This window comes from Pontimonas sp., assembly GCF_031581085.1.
GTDB lineage: Bacteria > Actinomycetota > Actinomycetes > Actinomycetales > Microbacteriaceae > Pontimonas.
This window is the reverse complement of sequence record NZ_JAVLBO010000007.1, coordinates 44,539-61,354: the sequence shown is the minus strand read 5'-3', so window position 1 is coordinate 61,354 and position 16,816 is coordinate 44,539. Positions and strand designations below refer to the sequence as shown.

19 protein-coding genes and 3 tRNA genes are annotated in these 16,816 nt (G+C 61.9%); 6 read left to right on the top strand and 16 right to left on the bottom strand.

Annotated features, from left to right (window positions below):
* The first annotated feature begins 9 nt into the window (after window positions 1-9).
* On the top strand, window positions 10-243 hold the full coding sequence (locus RI518_RS03565; RefSeq protein ID WP_310689363.1) for a helix-turn-helix domain-containing protein: 234 nt from the start codon (window positions 10-12) through the stop codon (window positions 241-243).
* 107 nt (window positions 244-350) lie between these two features.
* Here RI518_RS03565 and RI518_RS03560 read toward each other — a convergent pair.
* The 5 genes from RI518_RS03560 to RI518_RS03545 all read right to left on the bottom strand — a co-directional run bounded on the left by RI518_RS03560 (window position 351) and on the right by RI518_RS03545 (window position 2,948).
* A tRNA-Arg gene (locus RI518_RS03560) sits at window positions 351-426 on the bottom strand.
* A 29-nt stretch (window positions 427-455) separates the two neighbouring features.
* The gene (locus RI518_RS08045) at window positions 456-614 is read right to left on the bottom strand and encodes a DUF2256 domain-containing protein (protein WP_397428122.1); all 159 of its coding nucleotides are present in this window, start codon (window positions 612-614) and stop codon (window positions 456-458) included.
* Window positions 615-618: 4 nt separating this feature from the next.
* The gene (locus RI518_RS03555) at window positions 619-1,458 is read right to left on the bottom strand and encodes an ABC transporter permease (RefSeq protein ID WP_310671254.1); all 840 of its coding nucleotides are present in this window, start codon (window positions 1,456-1,458) and stop codon (window positions 619-621) included.
* Window positions 1,455-2,471 (bottom strand): ATP-binding cassette domain-containing protein, encoded by a 1,017-nt coding sequence (locus RI518_RS03550; protein ID WP_310671255.1) that lies wholly within the window; start codon window positions 2,469-2,471, stop codon window positions 1,455-1,457. Before RI518_RS03550 ends, RI518_RS03555 begins: the two co-directional genes overlap by 4 nt.
* A 105-nt stretch (window positions 2,472-2,576) precedes the next feature.
* Window positions 2,577-2,948, bottom strand: a complete 372-nt coding sequence (locus tag RI518_RS03545; RefSeq protein WP_310671256.1) for a hypothetical protein — start codon at window positions 2,946-2,948, stop codon at window positions 2,577-2,579.
* A 144-nt stretch (window positions 2,949-3,092) separates the two neighbouring features.
* On the opposite strand from RI518_RS03545, the gene RI518_RS03540 reads away from it, so the two are divergent.
* A complete protein-coding gene (locus RI518_RS03540; RefSeq protein WP_310689362.1) occupies window positions 3,093-4,544 on the top strand; it encodes a PQQ-dependent sugar dehydrogenase in 1,452 nt (483 codons plus the stop codon).
* Here RI518_RS03540 and RI518_RS03535 read toward each other — a convergent pair.
* Entirely contained in the window at window positions 4,541-5,815 is a 1,275-nt protein-coding gene (locus RI518_RS03535) for a GNAT family N-acetyltransferase (protein ID WP_310689361.1), read from the bottom strand. The genes RI518_RS03540 and RI518_RS03535 overlap by 4 nt on opposite strands.
* 178 nt (window positions 5,816-5,993) lie before the next feature.
* Between RI518_RS03535 and RI518_RS03530 the strand changes: the two genes are divergently transcribed.
* A complete protein-coding gene (locus RI518_RS03530; protein ID WP_310671259.1) occupies window positions 5,994-6,308 on the top strand; it encodes a hypothetical protein in 315 nt (104 codons plus the stop codon).
* Between the two features lie 36 nt (window positions 6,309-6,344).
* Here RI518_RS03530 and RI518_RS03525 read toward each other — a convergent pair whose 3' ends face one another.
* Window positions 6,345-6,803 (bottom strand): small multi-drug export protein, encoded by a 459-nt coding sequence (locus RI518_RS03525; protein WP_310689359.1) that lies wholly within the window; start codon window positions 6,801-6,803, stop codon window positions 6,345-6,347.
* Window positions 6,804-6,954: 151 nt separating this feature from the next.
* Between RI518_RS03525 and RI518_RS03520 the strand changes: the two genes are divergently transcribed.
* The gene (locus tag RI518_RS03520; RefSeq protein ID WP_310671262.1) at window positions 6,955-7,329 is read left to right on the top strand and encodes a hypothetical protein; all 375 of its coding nucleotides are present in this window, start codon (window positions 6,955-6,957) and stop codon (window positions 7,327-7,329) included.
* 143 nt (window positions 7,330-7,472) lie between these two features.
* On the opposite strand, the gene RI518_RS03515 is transcribed toward RI518_RS03520, so the two are convergent.
* From RI518_RS03515 to pheA, 6 genes are all read right to left on the bottom strand, one after another.
* Window positions 7,473-7,561 (bottom strand) — tRNA-Ser (locus RI518_RS03515).
* Window positions 7,562-7,672: 111 nt separating this feature from the next.
* On the bottom strand, window positions 7,673-9,067 hold the full coding sequence (locus RI518_RS03510) for an LCP family protein (protein ID WP_310689358.1): 1,395 nt from the start codon (window positions 9,065-9,067) through the stop codon (window positions 7,673-7,675).
* A gap of 25 nt (window positions 9,068-9,092) precedes the next feature.
* A tRNA-Ser gene (locus RI518_RS03505) sits at window positions 9,093-9,180 on the bottom strand.
* A 24-nt stretch (window positions 9,181-9,204) separates the two neighbouring features.
* Window positions 9,205-10,062: an HAD family hydrolase gene (locus RI518_RS03500; protein ID WP_310671264.1), complete on the bottom strand. Its 858-nt coding sequence runs from the start codon at window positions 10,060-10,062 to the stop codon at window positions 9,205-9,207.
* Window positions 10,059-11,330, bottom strand: coding sequence for a serine--tRNA ligase (gene serS, locus RI518_RS03495; RefSeq protein ID WP_310671265.1), 1,272 nt, complete (start codon window positions 11,328-11,330; stop codon window positions 10,059-10,061). The genes RI518_RS03500 and serS overlap by 4 nt, the downstream gene beginning before the upstream one ends.
* Window positions 11,331-11,342: 12 nt before the next feature.
* Window positions 11,343-12,287 (bottom strand): prephenate dehydratase, encoded by a 945-nt coding sequence (pheA, locus tag RI518_RS03490; protein WP_310671266.1) that lies wholly within the window; start codon window positions 12,285-12,287, stop codon window positions 11,343-11,345.
* A 77-nt stretch (window positions 12,288-12,364) separates the two neighbouring features.
* On the opposite strand from pheA, the gene RI518_RS03485 reads away from it, so the two are divergent.
* Together RI518_RS03485 and RI518_RS03480 are read left to right on the top strand one after the other, a co-directional pair.
* On the top strand, window positions 12,365-13,543 hold the full coding sequence (locus RI518_RS03485) for an aminotransferase class I/II-fold pyridoxal phosphate-dependent enzyme (RefSeq protein WP_310671267.1): 1,179 nt from the start codon (window positions 12,365-12,367) through the stop codon (window positions 13,541-13,543).
* 42 nt (window positions 13,544-13,585) lie between these two features.
* Window positions 13,586-13,864 (top strand): GNAT family N-acetyltransferase, encoded by a 279-nt coding sequence (locus RI518_RS03480; RefSeq protein ID WP_310671268.1) that lies wholly within the window; start codon window positions 13,586-13,588, stop codon window positions 13,862-13,864.
* Here the strand turns inward: RI518_RS03480 and RI518_RS03475 are convergent.
* The 3 genes from RI518_RS03475 to RI518_RS03465 are packed head-to-tail and all read right to left on the bottom strand — an operon-like array spanning window position 13,861 to window position 16,810.
* Entirely contained in the window at window positions 13,861-14,709 is an 849-nt protein-coding gene (locus RI518_RS03475; RefSeq protein WP_310671269.1) for a heme ABC transporter ATP-binding protein, read from the bottom strand. The genes RI518_RS03480 and RI518_RS03475 overlap by 4 nt on opposite strands.
* Complete coding sequence (locus RI518_RS03470; RefSeq protein ID WP_397428123.1) at window positions 14,706-15,764, bottom strand: FecCD family ABC transporter permease; 1,059 nt, start codon at window positions 15,762-15,764, stop codon at window positions 14,706-14,708. The genes RI518_RS03475 and RI518_RS03470 overlap by 4 nt, the downstream gene beginning before the upstream one ends.
* A complete protein-coding gene (locus tag RI518_RS03465) occupies window positions 15,761-16,810 on the bottom strand; it encodes a biotin/lipoate A/B protein ligase family protein (RefSeq protein ID WP_310671270.1) in 1,050 nt (349 codons plus the stop codon). The genes RI518_RS03470 and RI518_RS03465 overlap by 4 nt, the downstream gene beginning before the upstream one ends.
* Window positions 16,811-16,816: the final 6 nt, after the last annotated feature.

The window sequence follows — 16,816 nt, the reverse complement described above, 5'->3', positions numbered from 1 at the left end:
GCCCACACCTTGCGAGCTCGCCGCAAACAGCTGGGCCTGACCCAACGAGATGCCGCAGAGCTCGCCAGAGTATCCGTGCGGTTCGTCCACGACTGTGAGTCAGGCAAAACTTCGGTGCAGTTAGACCGAGTGCGCGCCCTCTCAGCAGCCCTAGGGCTCACTTTGACGCTAACACTGCGCCAGCCCGAGAAAACCCAAACCCAAAAAGCCCGTTTTCCCCAGCACCCCAGACAACTTCCTTGAAAAACCCGGCAGAAAGGTTAATCAGCGGGCTTTCTCTTTGGCCCGCAGGGATTTGCTAAACAGGGGTCAGCAGAGGGTCATGCCTGAAATGAGTGGCGCGGAGACCTTGGCACGCCCGGAGGGATTCGAACCCCCAACCTTCTGATCCGTAGTCAGATGCTCTATCCGTTGAGCTACGGGCGCATGTCGTTTACACGATGTGTTAGAGCATATCAGCCATCGTGAGGCGTCGATTTGGCAGTCCTCTTACACCGCTCAGAGCAGTAGCGAACACTGTCCCAGTCGCGCTCCCACTTTTTGCGCCACTCAAACTCCAGTCCGCAGTGCTCGCACACCTTCGGGGGGTGCCCGCCCTTCGTTTTCGCCACCATGGGGTTACCTCGAGGAAATCGCGGCGAACTTCCGAATGGAGAGCGGGACGAAAATCGCCAGCATGACCGCCATGCCGATCAGTACCGTCAACAGCGGGTTCTGGGCTGTCCAGCTCTCCCCCACAGGAAACGCGTCTGGAACGTTGCCAAAAAGCTCACGCGATGTTTGCACCAGTGCCGACACCGGGTTCCATTCCGCAAACGCACGAAGCGGCCCGGGCAGGGTGTTGGAGGGAACAAAGGCGTTTGAGATAAAGGTAATCGGGAAAAGAATGAGGAACGACACGTTATTGATGATTTCCGGGCTTCTCACACTCATCCCGACATAGGCCATCACCCACGAAAAGGAGTAAGCAAAGAGAAGAATCAGCGCCACCGCGGCGAGCGCTTCGAAGAAACTGGAGCGCACCCGCCAGCCGACGATGAACCCGGTGATCATCATCACCACCATGGAGGCGGCGTTGATGAACATGTCACCGTTGGTCCGGCCCACGAGCACCGCGGAAGGGTTCATCGGCAGGGTGCGAAAACGGTCGATGATGCCGTCTTTGAGGTCTTGGGCCATGGCAGAGCCCGAATAGGTGGAGCCAAACACCACTGTTTGGGCGAAGATTCCCGCCATCAGAAACTCCTGATAGCTGGAGCCTGGAATGTCGATCACCCCGCCATAGACGTAGGTGAACAGCAGCACAAACATGATCGGTTGAATCAGGGTGAAGACCAAAATGTCGGGCACCCTTTTGATTTTTAGAAGGTTGCGCTTAGTGGTGACCCAACCGTCAGAAAGGAAACGCCCAAACGGTGTCCCGGTGGGTTGGAGCGTCGCGTGCGTGGAGTGGCTCATGCGCGGGTTTCTCTCTTCTGGGCCTCGTCGGTGTGACCCGGACCTCGATCATCCGCACCTCGGTCCTCGGCACTGCTTCCCGTCAACTCCAAGAACACGTCGTCGAGGGTGGGTCGGCGCATCCCGGCGTCGTTGAGTTCAATCTTGGCTTCGGCGAACGCACGGAGGACCACTTGGAGTGCCTTGGGAGCATTGTCGACCGCGATGGCTAACTGGCGCTCATCGGTTCCCACACTCACCTCACCTTGGCCGTGGGGGGCGAGGAGCTCTCGTGCGGCGTCGACCTGGTCCAAGTCGTGGACGGTGACTTCCACTCTGGCGCCACCAATCTGATCTTTTAGTTCATCGGCGGTGCCCCGCGCGATCACCCTGCCGTGGTCGACCACCGCAATACTGTCGGCTAGCTGGTCGGCCTCTTCCAAATACTGTGTGGTCAGCAACACTGTGGTGCCCTCGGTCACCAGGTTGTTAATGATGTCCCACAGGGCGAGCCTGCTCCGCGGGTCCAAACCGGTGGTCGGTTCATCCAAAAACAGCACCGGAGGCTTAATCACCAGGGCCCCCGCGAGGTCAATACGTCGGCGCATTCCGCCAGAAAAGCCTTTGACGGGTCGGTGGGCCGCGTCGACCAAATCGAACATTTCGATGAGCTCTTGGGCGCGAGCCCGCGAGGCCGCCGGGGAGAGGTGATACAGCCGGCCGACCATGTCGAGGTTTTCAAAACCGGTCATGTTTTCGTCCACTGCGGCGTATTGACCACTCACACCGATCATCCGTCGGATGGCATCCGGCTCGGCCAACACATCCACGCCCCCGATCGTGGCGTGGCCCGAATCGGGGGTAGTCAACGTGGTGAGCACTTTCACGGTGGTGGTCTTCCCGGCGCCATTGGGGCCCAAAAGTCCCAGGATGCTTCCCTCCGGCACTTCGAGGCTCACCCCATCGAGGGCAGTCACCTTCTTGCCGGACGACTGATAGGTCTTGACTAAGTTGCTGGCAGAAATAAAGCTCACCGTTGAACGTTAGTGGACGCTACCGGGTGGAGGGTGAACAGTGGGCACAGCGGACGCAGCCAAGGCCCGGCCATGAACACTCTGTGTGCAGAGCGTGGAAAAGGACTAATACATCAACAGCTTGGAGCGCAGAATGCGCTCAAATGTTTCCACACTGCCCTCGGCCACACTCAGGTCATTCCAGTCCATAATCATGGCTAGTTGGCCATCATCGCTTTCAATCAGCACGCAGGGTTCACGGCCTGAGCTCGCGTGGTGCTCCGCCTCGGTGGTGTCGTTTCGGTGTCGAAGCACAATCTCGTGTCCTTCACCGGCGAAGCGCTCTTCCATTTCCTTCCACGCCTTTTTCTTGCGAATCGGCGAGTGGGTGATGTCACACAGCGCGCATTCGACCGCACCGACCATGTGCCCCAGGACGTAGGCGAGTTCGCCGCGCAGACCACCGTCTGCGTTGTAGACACCGATAATCCTCGCCATCACCCACCTCCGCACCCTGTCGCCTCACTCGAACTCGTGGGATGAGGCTAACAACAGCACCTGGGTGGCCTTCCACCCGGTACCCATCAATACAGCACTCACTCGATACAGCGCCTATCAATACCGCGCCTCTAGGGTGTGGCCATGCTGCGAAGTGGAGTGGGTGCCGTGGCGATTGCGCTGGTTCTCGCCGGCTGTCAGCCCGCACCGGTTGACCCGCCGTCTGCTCCCGAGAGCGAAGCCGAAGGCAACGCCGCCGAGGAGAGCGCCGCAACGAGTGGAAGCGAAGCCACCGATCGAGACGGCGAGGGTTCCCCCCGGGGTTTTCAACCGGCGGCCACGCCGGAGTTTTGTGCGCAGTTTGATCCGGGCCAGCTCGACTGGTTTGAGCTGGGCCTTAGCCAACCACAGGCAGCGACCAGTTCTGAAGGCACTGAGGTCAGCATCCAACGCGCCGCTTTGCCCCCGAGCGACTCCGAGCGCTACAACACCATCGTGGAAATCTGTCCCGGCTTCCACCTGGTGACCACCCACGACGGTGACACCAGGGTGCTCTCCATTCAAGAGGACCGCTTTGCGGATACCGCCGGGCTCAACACCGCGGGCGCGTTGGACAACCCGGCGAACCCCGGGGTTGTCGGCGGCGGGCCCACCTGGGGTTTTCGTGACTCTCTGGTCGCCGGGGATTACCTGTATCTCTCCGACGCCGTAGTCGATGCGGAGGCAGAATGCGTGTCTCTCGCGATTCACCGGGTGGCCGTGGAGGAGGTCCTGAGCGCAGACACCGCCTCCAGCGACGTCATTTACTCCTCGTCCCCGTGCGTGAGCTACACCGATGACTACCGAGCGCGGGCTCCGCTCAAGGTTCACCTGGGCGGGGCACTGGCCTACCGGGGCTCTCGCGATGAGCTCTACGTCTCGATCGGTGATATGCATTTGGGCTCCAGCACCATTGGGCAGGCAGAAGCGATTGGAATCGACAACGTCGAGAAGGATTACGCCCTGTTGCTCGACGACAGTGCGGCCCTCTCCGCCGTGGTCGCCATTTCTGATCCGGCCCACTCTGCCCAGTCGCGCGTGTTCGCCAAGGGGCTTCGAAACTCGCTGGGGATGACGGTGGTGGGCTCCGACCGGTTGTGGCTGACCGATCACGGTCCCCAGGGCGGTGACGAGTTAAACCTCATCGAAGAGGGCGCGGACTACGGTTGGCCCCTCACCTCGGAGGGCGAGCCCTACGACCGCTCGAACTACCCGGATGACCCGGATGCTCTGCCGGCCCCGTGGCTCGATATTTACCTCTCCCCACAACCAGGCACCACCTATCCGGAGACGAGTTGGTCCCCCGCAATTGCCCCCACCGCCATCGTGGAGTACCCGGAGGGCGAAGCCCGCTCCGGCATTGACGACTGGGCGGGCAGTGTGGTGATCGGCTCGCTTCGGGCACAAACACTCCTGGCGCTTCGCCTCACCGGCGAATCAGAGTTCGTCGAAGATCGCCTGGAGCTCGGCCAGCGCATCCGCGACCTGGCCGCCACCCCAGAGGGTCACCTCCTCGCGGTGACCGACTCGTCTCGACTCTTAGTGGTCGCTGGCTAAAGCCTCGCCAGTTCGTCAATGTCTACCAAGAAGTCTTCGGCAACATCCTTCGACACGGTCATTCGGGTGTGCCCAATCGCCCAGTCATAGTCGTCAGTACTGGGACCGGTTTGGTTTCCGTCCTGGTAGACCGCGTCCTCCAGGGCGCGCTGCGAGCCTTTACGGGCCGCGTATTCGATATCCGCGGGCGAAAAGCCCGCGGTTCGCTCCACCAGCCGGTCCAGGTCCACGCTCTGCAGTGACTGCGGGGGAATGTAGCGGGTCCAAATGGAGCGCCTGGCATCCTCGTCGGGCAAACCAATGGGGATGACGTAGTCGAAGCGCCCGTGGCGCAAAAAGGCCGCATCGAGGGCGCGGATGAAGTTGGTTGCCACAATGAGCAACCGACCCCGGCCCTCCCGAAACAGCGGAATCAGCTTCAACAGTTCGTTAGTCACACCCTGGCTGGGTGCGGGGGGTTCGCCTTTGCGGTGTGAGGCGATTTCTTCCACCTCATCGATGAAGACGACGACATTATCCAATTCGGATATTTGGGTGAACGTGTCGCGCAGGGCGCCGGCCATGCCCCGCGAGTCTCCGGCGAGCCGTGCGGGGAACACTTCGACAAACGGCCAACTGAGCCGCGAAGCCACGGCCTTCGCGAAGGTCGTTTTTCCCGTCCCGGGAGGGCCAAAGAGGACAATGGCGCGCGGTGGCTCGACACCGAACGTTTCCGCCGTGTCCGGATCCTGCAGCGGCAAGACCAGTCGCCGCTCGAGGAGCTGTTTTTCGTTTTGCATCCCCGCGATACTCGTCCACAAATCGGGCGGAAGGTGGCGGCCACCGAGCTCCGCGAGGGTGGCGCGCTCCTTTTCGCTCATCGGAAGCTGGCGCTCAAAATAACTCAGGTGGTTTTTATCGACGAAGCCCGAGCGGTGCAACACCCCGGTGTCGTGCTGTTGATCGGGCACCAGGATGCTCAGCTTGGTTAACCCCAAGGGGGTCAACCGGTTTTCCAGTGCCGCTAACAGCGCGCTGCCGATGCCCTGCCGGCGCATCCCCTCCACAGTCCAAAAGAAGACGATCCAGCCTTGTTCGTGGGCGGCCCGTGCCACGGCGGCCCCCACCACTTTGTTCTCCGCCACGGCGACAACAGCGTGGTCTTTTTCACAGGAGGCGAGCACTTCAGCGACCGAATAGACGGGCTCCTGGCCGGATTGTTTAGATTCTTCCCACAGGGCAAGAAGCGCGTCGGTGTCGACAGGCTGAAATTCGCGAATACGAAACGTCATAGTGGTCCTCCCACGGTCAATGGACATCGCTCCGATGGTCTCGGAGATGGCACGCAGCTCAGGGTGGGAGAAAGCGCTTGTTCCAGAATACGATACTGGCTTGTCGCCACCGAGAGAAAGCGGGAATAGTTTTCCGAGGCGTAATGTTCTTGGAAGTAACCCAGAGAGGAGGCCCCCAATGAGCGAGTGGAATTACACCAAGTGTTCAAAACCGTTTGGGAGTCAGCAAGAAGCGAAAGAGTTCATGATCGAGCGCAATTTCGCGGGACAGATTTTGTTGCGCGACAACGGCGGTTACACCGCGGTCTGCCCGACCTACCCGGAGGGCTACTATCCGGATGCCATCCCCGTTGAAACGATCGACGAATCGATGCTCGGCGCGCCAGCACGCAGTGATCACCTCGTCGGGACCCTCACCGAGAGCGTGCAGTCCGATGATGAGCTCTGCTGCGACACTCGCCAAGAAGTGAGCATTACCAGCCCACCCCGATAGGCCAACTCGGTAGACGCCACGCCCAGCGCGATCGGTCTAGGCGACTATCGCCCAGGTGATCATTCCCGCGGCCACACCCCACACCACCGCACCCAGGGTGACAATCGTGCTCGAGCGCCAGACGCTCACACCCAACGACACCGCAATGGCGGCGGCGATTTGGGTGCCGATGATGAGCGGCCCCACCACCGCCATGCCGAAGACTCCGTAGCGGATAAAAATCTTTTGAGCCCGTTCGAGCCTGGCATCGGGCTCGCGCGAGAGGCCTTTTCGCTCGCGTCTGCGGGCCATGCCCGCCATAATCCTCTCGCTCAACACGGCGAACAGCACGATGGTGCTCGCGTTGCCCAGCAACGCCCACACCATCGTCCACACGGGCGAGAGGCCAAACGCGATCCCGACAGGGATCACCACGACGGCCTCTAACCAGGGGGTCGCGCCGGCAATAAACACCCCGAGCAGGCCGAGCTGTTCAAGCAAAAATTCTGGTGCCATCGGTGCCTTTCGACCCTCGGCAGAACGGGACGGATGTGTCCACCCCGACTCACAGTTTAACTCCCTGTTGTCGTTCCTTTTGGGCCGTTAGGGTGGCCGGAGGGCACCACGACTGTGGGCTCACCGCAAACGCATTAAGGGGAACCCCACCGTGAACGAAAAAGACCTCGTCGAGCTCTGGAATGACAAACGTCGCCAGCTCATCCAGGCCCAACTGCACTCCGTCATCGCACTCTCCGTCATCACGGTGCTCGTGCTCTTCAGGGCCTTCATCCAGGCCCCTCCCTACGTGGCCATTTTCGCCCTGGTGTTCCTCGTCACGGTCGGTGGCTTGAGTGTGCTCAGCCAGTTCGCCATAATCCGCGAAGCCAAAAGCGTGGTGGAAGAGCTGGACGCAAAGGAGAATCTGGGGCCTGTTGCGCAGACCATCGCCGCCAGTAGCACCTACCTCACCCTGACCCAGGCACTGATGGCCGTCTTCAGCGTTGCCCTGCTCGTAGCCTTCGTGTTGGTGGCATTCCTCTAACCAGGCGCCAACACATTGGACGTGTTGTGTCCCGCAACAGGCGCGTTGCGGGACACAACACGGAAGACATGCAGAGGCTCACGCCCCAACTCCGCCGGAGTTAACAGCACGCCCCCGTATATGCGGGGGAGTCGTTTTTTCTGCGGAGACGGAGGGATTTGAACCCTCGGTCCCCTTACGGGGACTCCACCTTAGCAGGGTGGTGCACTAGGCCGGACTATGCGACGTCTCCTGATGCGGGCCCCAGCCTACCGCGTCAGCCTCAGTGTCTCGACCTCGGTTCGCCACTTTTTCCCACCGCCTGTGGCCGGCAGCAGACTGCTCACTGCGGTAGTGGCACCGGTCAATTTGCCACTGCGCAGGTGACGTCATCCGCTGTTTGGCCGACAAGCCCCTCGAGGACCTCTGCTTGTGTCACTGGCTGGTCAGATTCCTGCTCAGCATCCTCGGATGACGTGTCACCGTCGCTTTGATCCGCTGGGGTTTCTTCGCCCGTGCCGCCAGACTCCTCTTCGGTGGTGTCCGCTTCGTTGGTGTCAGGGGCTTGCGCTTCGCCCGTTTGGTCGGTGGGTTCTTGCCCCTCATCGGCCGACGCACTGGGGACTTCCGCGTCAACACCCTCCTCAGCGGGGGCGTCTTCGGAGCCGCGCCCACCCGAGCCTTCCGCGAGCGCGTAGGGCTCATCGGTTTGGATTTTGGCCAACACGGTTTCCGAGAGGGTCGGATCGGGGATCACTTTGCCCGAATAACCCTCCGGCGCATCGAGCACCGGGAACTGAATGAACACGATGTTCTCGTTGGGAATATTACGCAGCGCCCTCGCCATCGACACCATCACATCGAGACTCCCCAAAGAACTCGAGAGCACCATATTTTGGGCCGCCACTTGGGCGATGCCATACAGGCGGGTGACGTCGTTGAGGACACCGTCGGCCTGGAGCGTGCGCACCAGCGCCGACATGTAGACCTGCTGGGAGGAAATGCGGGCCAGGTCACTGCCATCACCGACGCCTTTGCGGGTGCGGAGGAAGGCCAGTGCTTGACCCCCTTCGAGGGTGTGCCAACCGGCTTCTGGCAGATCAAGACCCGACCAGGGGTCCACGATGGGTTCGTTGACACAGACTTCAACACCGCCGACCGCCGTCGAGAGTTGTGCGACACCGGTGAAGGTCATCACACCGGCGTAGCCGACATCCAAACCGGTGAGTTGCTCGACGGTTGCCGCCACACAGGGCAGACCGCCGATGCTCCAGGTCGCATTGAGGGGCGTCAGCTCGCGGGGCTCCGAGAGCGAACCATCGGCCTGCTCACACGCGGGAACGTCGACCAGGGTGTCGCGGGGAAAGCTCATGACCGTAGCGTGGTCGTGGTTTTCTGACACGTGCACCAACAGGTTCACGTCGTTGAGTTCACTGTCTGATTCACCGAACTGCTCACCCTGACCCACTCGGGTGTCGGATCCGACGATGAGGACGTTGAAACCGCCTTCCCATTCACCGACCCCGGCCATCACGGGCTGTTCGTATCCGGGCAGTTCGACCGTTTGCAGTGAGGCGGTGAGATTCGCGACGGTGAAACCGGCGACGGCAAACGCACTGACCACCAGTGAGGTGGTCACGAGGCCGGCAATCGCCGCCCCCGCACGCCAGCCACCGAGTCGTTTCTGGGTCGCGTGGTGGGGTTGGTACCACCCGCGACGGCGACGGCGCTCGCGCCTGGAGATGCCTTGCGTGCTCACCCCGGGGTTTCCCTTCCCTTTGTCGTGGCGGAGGGCGTGGGATTCGAACCCACGAGGCATTTCTGCCCACTGGTTTTCAAGACCAGCTCCATCGGCCGCTCGGACAGCCCTCCAGCTAAAAAGTGTAACCCCGTATGCTAGGCCACGCCTTTGAGGCTCTTCAACGCCCAGGCGACACCGTCATCACCGTCAGACTTGGTCACCTCGGTGGCGTGTTCCAACACATCCGGCGGGGCTTGGCCCATCGCGACGGCGCGGCCCTCCACACCCGCCCACTGAAACATTTCGATGTCGTTTCGACCGTCGCCGATCGCCATCACCCGGTTTCTGGCAAACCCCAGGGTGTGGCGGATGCGCTCGAGCGCGGTGGATTTGTTGACCCCGTCTGGCGCAATGTCTAACCAGTTGGTCCAGCCGACCGCATAGCTCACCTGGTGCAAACCAAGATCTTCGACCGCCTGTCGAAAGTCGTCCGCGTCGTGCCCGGGGGCAATCACCACCACGCGGGTCGCGACCGTCGTGAGCAGGTCATCGAAGGCGACCTCTTCGGTCTCAATATCGAGAGCACCGTCGGGAAACCAGCCGGTGTAGCGATAGAGGCCGGTTTCGTTTTCCACGGCGTAGTTCGCCTGCGGCAGTCTTTCTTTAATCGATTGCAACACCGGGGTGGGGTCGAAGTGTTCCACGTGTGCCCGGCGGTAACCCCTGGGGGCCAGGGGGTCGCGCTGGAGTGTAATCGCGCCATTTGAGGACACGACAAACTCCGGTGAGAGCTCCAACTGTTCCAACACCGGCAGCGTCATCGACACGGATCGACCGGTGGCGAGTGTCACTTCGTGACCCTCGTCTCGGACCCTTCGCACTTCGCGCACTACGTGGTCTGACAGTGCTCCGTTTTCGTGCAGGACCGTGCCATCAATATCCAATGCGACCAGCCAGGCCTCTGTGGACCAGGACCGAGAAGGCTGGTCGACGCCAGCGGCCACTTCGCTCACTGGTCTCCTCTGGCACGAATGGTGTCTTGACCCACAAAAGGTTGGAGAGATTCTGGGACACGAATCGAACCGTCGGGTTGCTGGTGGGTTTCGAGCAGAGCAACAATCCACCTCGTGGTGGCCAGGGTGCCGTTGAGAGTCGCGACAGCTTCGGTGTTCCCGTCTGGTTCCACGCGGTGGCGGGTGCCGAGCCTGCGGGCTTGGAAGGTGGTGCAGTTGGATGTGCTGGTGAGTTCGCGGTAGTCGCCCTGTGAGGCAATCCAGGCCTCAATGTCGTATTTTCTCGCCGCGCTGGAGCCCAAATCACCCGCCGCCACGTCAATCACTCGGTAGTGCAGCCCCAATTCGCCCAGCAACTGTTCCTGCCAACCCAGCAGCCGCTCGTGTTCCGCTTCGGCATCGCCTTGGCTGGTGTAGCTAAACATCTCCAGTTTTTGGAACTGGTGGACTCGAATAATCCCCCGGACATCGCGACCGTGCGATCCGGCTTCCCGCCGGTAACAGGTCGACAACCCGGCATAGCGCAGGGGCCCCGCGCTCAGGTCGATGATTTCGTCCGAGTGGTAGCCCGCCAGCGCGACCTCGCTGGTTCCGGTGAGATACAACTCATCGTGTGGCAGGTAATACACCTCTGAGGCGTGCTCGCCCAAAAAGCCGGTGCCCTGCATCACCTCTGGCCTGACCAGGGTGGGCGGCATCATCAGCTGGAAACCCTCTCCCACGGCGAGCTGAATGGCGCGCTGCATCAGCGCGTTTTCGAGCAGTGCGCCCGCACCGACGAGGAAATAAAAGCGCGAACCCGATACTTTCGCACCGCGGTCCATGTCGATAATGCCGAGTGCTTCGGCGAGGTCGAGGTGGTCGCGCACCGGAAAATCGAAAGAGGGTTTGTCGCCGACGGTTTTCAGGGTGTGAAAGTTTTCTTCGCCGCCTGCAGGAACCCCTTCGCTGACCAGGTTGGGCAGGGCGTAGAGGGCTTTTTTCGCGTTCGCTTCAGCCTCCTGAAGGTTCGCCTGAGCGGCTTTGACTTTCTCGGCGAGGGCTTTCGCGTCGGCGACCAGGGCGCTTTTTTCTTCGCCCTTCGCCGCAGCCACTTTTTTGCCGAAGAGGTTTTGCTCACCGCGGAGGGTTTCGAACTCGGTGATTGCCGCGCGTCTGGCGTCATCGGCCACGATGGCCCGATCCACGGCCTCTATCTCGCCTCCTCGGGCCTGAAGTGACTGGCGAATGAGGTCTGGATTGTCGCGCAGTAGGGTCGGGTCAATCACCCTTCTAGTGTGTCACGACTCGCCTGGCTGACCCTCGGCGACGGCGTCTAACCAGCGTCTGGCATCGATAAACGCGTCGTCGGTGTAACGCGAGGACACACTCGGGGTGTGGCCATTGGCGCGAGGGTAGGAACCCAGGAAGATTACGTGGGGACTAAAGCGCCGAAGCCCAAGCAGCGCATCGGCGACGCGTTCGTCGTGAATGTGACCGTCGAGGTCGATCACGAAGCGGTAGCGACCCATCGAATCCCCGATGGGTCTCGATTCCAGCAGACTCATGTTGACCCCGCGGGTGGCGAACTGTTCCAGCATCTCCAGCAGGCGGCCCGGGCCGTCGTCGGGTAGCTCGGCGATGATGCTGGTTTTATCCGACCCGGTGCGCTCCGGCAGCGGACCCCCCTTTTGAATGAGGACGAAACGCGTTTCCGCGCTCGGGTTATCGCCAATATCGTCAGCCAGTACTTCCACGTTGATTCTCTCGGTAATCCCGCGCGGGGCTAAGCCGGCGTGGACGCCATCATCCTCGAGCGCGTCCTGGGCGGCTTGGACGTTGGAGGACGAGGGAACGTGGGTGTGGCGGGGCAGGTGGGTCTCTAACCAGGCGCGACACTGCGCATACGCCACGGGGTGCGCGGCGAGTAGCTCGACGGCGTCGAGTGTGACCCCGGCGGGTGCGACCAGCGCAAAACGCACCGGCACCTGATATTCCCCCACGATGCGCAGATCGGGCACGTGTGCCAGGGCGTCTTGGGTGGCGCTCACGCCACCCTCGACGCTGTTTTCGATGGCGATCATCGCGTAGTCGCTGCGCCCCGAGGTGACATCATCGAGAGCTTCGCCCAGGTTTGCCACGCTGATCCATTCACCCGTCTCGGCGCCCTTCACCTGACGGAGGGCTTCCCAGGTGAAGGTTCCTTCGGGGCCCAAATAGCTGTAGCGGGCTGGCGTGCTGGTCATGGTGCTCAAGTGTAGTGAGCAGCTGGGCTGCACAGGCGGTGACAGACTGGAGGGACTGTGAGACGAGGGGGTGTGACGTGGCATCCGAGACGCATCCGTATGACCACATCAGCGAAGAAGACCTGATTGGTAAGGGGTCGCTGAAGTGGACACATTTTCCGGGCACGCTGCCCGCGTTTGTGGCCGAAATGGACTTTCCCCTCGCTCCCGCCATTTCGGATGCTCTGGCCGAGGCCACACGTCTCGAGCGCTATGGCTACCTGCCCGAGCCAGTGAAGCGGGATATGCAGCAGGCCAGCAAAGACTTCCTGCAGGAAAATTACCGGTGGGATGTGCCCGCGGAGCGGATCTACCCCACCGGGGATGTGCTCGCTGCCTACGAGGTCGTCGTGCGACGCCTCGTCACCCCCGGCAGTCCGATTATTGTGCCGACCCCGGCGTATATGCCCTTTCTCACCCTCACGAAGCAGCTGGACCACCCGGTCATCGAAGTCCCCATGCGCGATCTAGACGGTGAGCGGCCCACCCTCGATCTCGACGCGATCGGCCGGCACCTGGCGGGAGAGGCCGAACTGGTGGTGCTGTGTAACCCTCACAACCCGCTCGGACTGGTCTCCACCCGGGCGGAATTGCGAGCCCTGGCCGACGTCGTCGAATCCCACGGGGGTCTCGTCTTTTCCGATGAAATCCACGCCCCCCTGGTCTTTGGTGACCGGGAGCACATCCCCTACGCGACCATCGGTGTTGATGCGGCCGCACACAGCATTACCGCCACCTCGGCGTCGAAAGCGTGGAACCTGCCGGGGCTGAAATGCGCCCAGCTGATCGTCACCGCCGATCAGCACCAAGAGGTGCTAAAACCGCTCGAATTCACGGTCTCGCACAGTGCGTCCACACCGGGAGTATTAGCCACGACGGCCGCCTACCGAGACGGTGGCGCCTGGTTGGCCGAGGTGAAAGATTACCTCCGGGGAAACCTGGAGCTTGTTGCCCGCCTCCAGGAGCACTACCTCCCCGGTGCCCACTACCGCACCCCGGAGGGCACCTACATCGCCTGGCTCGATGCGCGCTCCGTGGACATGGGCGATGCGGCCAATCCGGCAGAGTATTTCCGCGAACACGCCAAAGTATCTCTCACCGACGGCGCCTCCTGCGGTGAAGCGGGGGTGGGCCACGTGCGCCTGATCGCGGCGACGCCGCGACCCATCCTGGAAAAGATTGTGCATCAGCTGGCAGAACACTGGAGGCCCCAGTAATTTCTCTTTCGCGATGAGCCCCGCGGGCGTAGATTAAGCGCCATGGCGATTCAACACGAACCAGAGGCTTCGCGCTACGTGCTCCTCGATGATGAGGGCGATTTTGTCGGTGAGGTCGAGTACGACACCGACGGTGACACACTTCTTCTGCTGCGCGCGGAAGTGCCCACCTCCAAACGCGGAGGCGGCCACGGAGTCCGACTGGTGCGAGAGACCCTGGAGATGATTCGGGACGAAAAACACGGCAAAGTGCAACCGATTTGCCCATTCATCGCCAAATTCATGGTGAAAAACCCCGAATTTCAGGCTCTTCGGGCCTAGTCGATGACACCCCTGGTGGGGACCACCGTGAGGTGGCCATCCACAGAGCGGGTGACATCGAGTGGAACGCGGTAGGCATCGCTCAAAATATCCGCCGTCATCACCTCCTCGGGTGTTCCCACCGCGACCAAGGAGCCGCCCACAATCAATCCCACCCGGTCGGCGTAGGCGGCGGCCAACGACAGGTCGTGCACGACAACCACCACGCCCCGCGGCCTCGGGGGAATCGCGGACCGGTCGTCTGTGTCGACCGGATCGCCAGCGACCCGGGAGCGTCTCCTAATCACCCTCATCACTCGATCTTGGTGGTGCAAATCCAACGCGGCCGTGGGTTCGTCCAAGAGCAACACGTCGGTGTCTTGGGCGAGTACTCGCGCGAGTGACACTCTCGCTTTTTCCCCTCCAGAGAGCTCGCCAAATCGCCTCGAGGCCAAATCCGTGACACCCACCGACTGCATGGCCCGAGCGATACTGGCCTCGTCATGATCGGCCTCCATCGTCCCCACCCACGGGTTTCGCCCCATTTCGACGACCTGGGACACCGTGAAGGGAAACGAAACCTGGTTGGACTGCAACAAGATTGCCCTGAACTGGGAGAGGGCTTTGGGCCGGTAGCTCTTGGCCGGGACCCCCTTAATCAGCGCCTGGCCGGTTGAGGGGGTGATCTCACCCGAGAGTGCCCCCAACAGTGTCGACTTGCCGGCACCGTTTGGCCCCACCAGGGCGAAGACTTCACCGGGATACACCGCCAGCGAGACATCCGTGACAATGCTGCGCTTACTGCGCACCACGCTGACCTCGCGCAGCTCGAGAAGCGTGTCGTGCGGGAGCGACCAGTCGTTCACATCCACCCCCCACTCTTTCGACGCTGCTGGTAGAGCAGCCCAAAGAAAAACGGTCCCCCCACCAACGCCGTCAGCATGCCAATGGGCAGGTCTGATCCGTCGACCAGCGTCCGTGTCAACAAATCCGCCCAGAGCAGCAAGGTGGCCCCACCGACGGCACTCGCCCAGAGAAGCCCCCGATGGGCTGGGCCCAACACCATCCGGATGATGTGCGGGACAACCAGCCCTACAAACGCGATGATTCCCGCGAACGCGACGGCGGCCGCCGTCAACAGCGCGACCAACACGATGACCACGATGCGCAGGGCCTCGACGTCGACGCCCAGGTGCCGAGCATTTCGCTCACCCAGGGCCAACACATCGAGCTGCCTGGAGAGCACCACCGCAGCGACCATTCCCACCAGCAGCAGCGGTGCCACCACAACCACCTCGGACCACAGCGAGCCCGCCAGAGAACCCAGTTGCCAAAACACAATTTGTTCCCGACTGGCCGTATCGGCGAGGAATAGGACAAACGCCAGGCCGGCCTGGGCAAAAGCGTTGATTGCGATGCCCGTCAACAACAGGGTGACCACCTCGGTGCGACCCCCAGCACGCGCCACGGCGTAGACCAGGAGCGTGGCGAGGAGACCGCCGACAAAGGCCAAGGCTGCCACCCCGCCGCCGGCGAATTGAATACCGAACACAATGGCGATGGAGGCACCCAGGGCCGCCCCCGAGGACACCCCCACCACGCCCGGCTCCGCCAACGGGTTTCCAAACACGGCCTGCATCAGCGCACCACCGACGGCCAACGACGCTCCCACCGCGATGGCCATCGCAATGCGGGGAAAACGCACCACCCACAGCGTGGCGTCGACGACGTCCTCTTCTGGCGCGAGGGCGGTGGAGAACCCGAGTCGATCCAGAATGGAGCCCCAGACCTCACCGGCGGAAATATCTAACTGCCCGGTGACGGCGGAGACCAAGACACCGGCAACCAGGAGTGCCAGAAGTGTCAGTGCCAGCGCACTGCGGCGCAACACTCCCGCGGGTGTAGCCAGTGTGTCGCTCACGGAACGCGGTGGAGCCACTCGGCGGTGGCGAATTTTTCGCTCGCCAAGCGGGCCGCCAGGCGGTGTTCTGCGTCCGTGATGGACCCGGGGCGAAGCGAATAGAGCGACTGGAAAGTGTTCACCAGGTGGTCTTGGATGTCCTCTCGGGTCATCCCCGTGTGGGCGCGAAGCGGGTCGACGCGTTTATTCGCGGAAGCGACCCCTTTATCGCTGATTTTTTCTCGACCGATGCGGAGCACTTCGACCATCCGGTCACCGTCCATGTCATAGGCCATGGTGACGTGGTGGAGCACGGCTCCACTGCCCAAGCGTTTTTGGGCAGCGCCGCCGATTTTTCCGGTGGGCGACTGGATGTCATTCAGCGGCTTGTAGTGGGCGTCGATGCCGAGGCCGCGAAGCGCCTGAATCACCCAGTCGTCGAGGAAGGCGTAGGAGTCTTGAAAGCTCATCCCCGCGACCAGTTCCGCGGGGGCGTAGAGCGAATAGGTGATCGCTGTTCCCAGCTCCATAAACATCGCCCCGCCACCACTGACCCGGCGGACCACTTCCATACCGTGGCGGTCGGCGCCCGCCATGTCCACTTCGTTTCGAAGGGACTGAAAACTGCCGATCACGACCGCGGGTTTCGCCCACTCCCACAGGCGCAGTGTGGGGCCGCGCTCACCGGCACCGACCTGTTCGGTGAGGATTTGATCCATCGCCATTTGCTGGAGCGGCTCGAGGGGTTCCGGTGCGAGATAATCCCACTGGTAGTCGGTGAAGCTTGTGGCACTGGTGAGGCCGCGCCTCACCACGGTCGCCACCGCTGCCGGGTCAAACCCCATCAAGACGGCCCCGTCGGGAATGGCCTTCGATACGGCCGCCTCCAGATCATCGTGACTGGTCGCAACCGATAACCCTTCCAGCGAGTGGTTGATCAGCTCGAGCACCTCATCGGGCTCCAAAAAGAAATCTCCCGCCAACCGGGCGTGGCTGATCTGGCCACCGCTCGTCTCGAGGTCTATCGTGACGAGTTTTCCACCGGGAACTTTATACTCTGCGTGCACAGCGAC

Coding starts and splice junctions, on each gene's coding strand:
- RI518_RS03535 (WP_310689361.1), bottom strand. CDS start 5,815: ATGACGTTTCGTATTCGCGAATTTCAGCCTGTCGACACCGACGCGCTT.
- RI518_RS03545 (WP_310671256.1), bottom strand. CDS start 2,948: ATGGCGAGGATTATCGGTGTCTACAACGCAGACGGTGGTCTGCGCGGC.
- RI518_RS08045 (WP_397428122.1), bottom strand. CDS start 614: ATGGTGGCGAAAACGAAGGGCGGGCACCCCCCGAAGGTGTGCGAGCAC.
- RI518_RS03530 (WP_310671259.1), top strand. CDS start 5,994: ATGAGCGAGTGGAATTACACCAAGTGTTCAAAACCGTTTGGGAGTCAG.
- RI518_RS03525 (WP_310689359.1), bottom strand. CDS start 6,803: ATGGCACCAGAATTTTTGCTTGAACAGCTCGGCCTGCTCGGGGTGTTT.
- RI518_RS03555 (WP_310671254.1), bottom strand. CDS start 1,458: ATGAGCCACTCCACGCACGCGACGCTCCAACCCACCGGGACACCGTTT.
- pheA (WP_310671266.1), bottom strand. CDS start 12,287: ATGACCAGCACGCCAGCCCGCTACAGCTATTTGGGCCCCGAAGGAACC.
- RI518_RS03540 (WP_310689362.1), top strand. CDS start 3,093: ATGCTGCGAAGTGGAGTGGGTGCCGTGGCGATTGCGCTGGTTCTCGCC.
- RI518_RS03480 (WP_310671268.1), top strand. CDS start 13,586: ATGGCGATTCAACACGAACCAGAGGCTTCGCGCTACGTGCTCCTCGAT.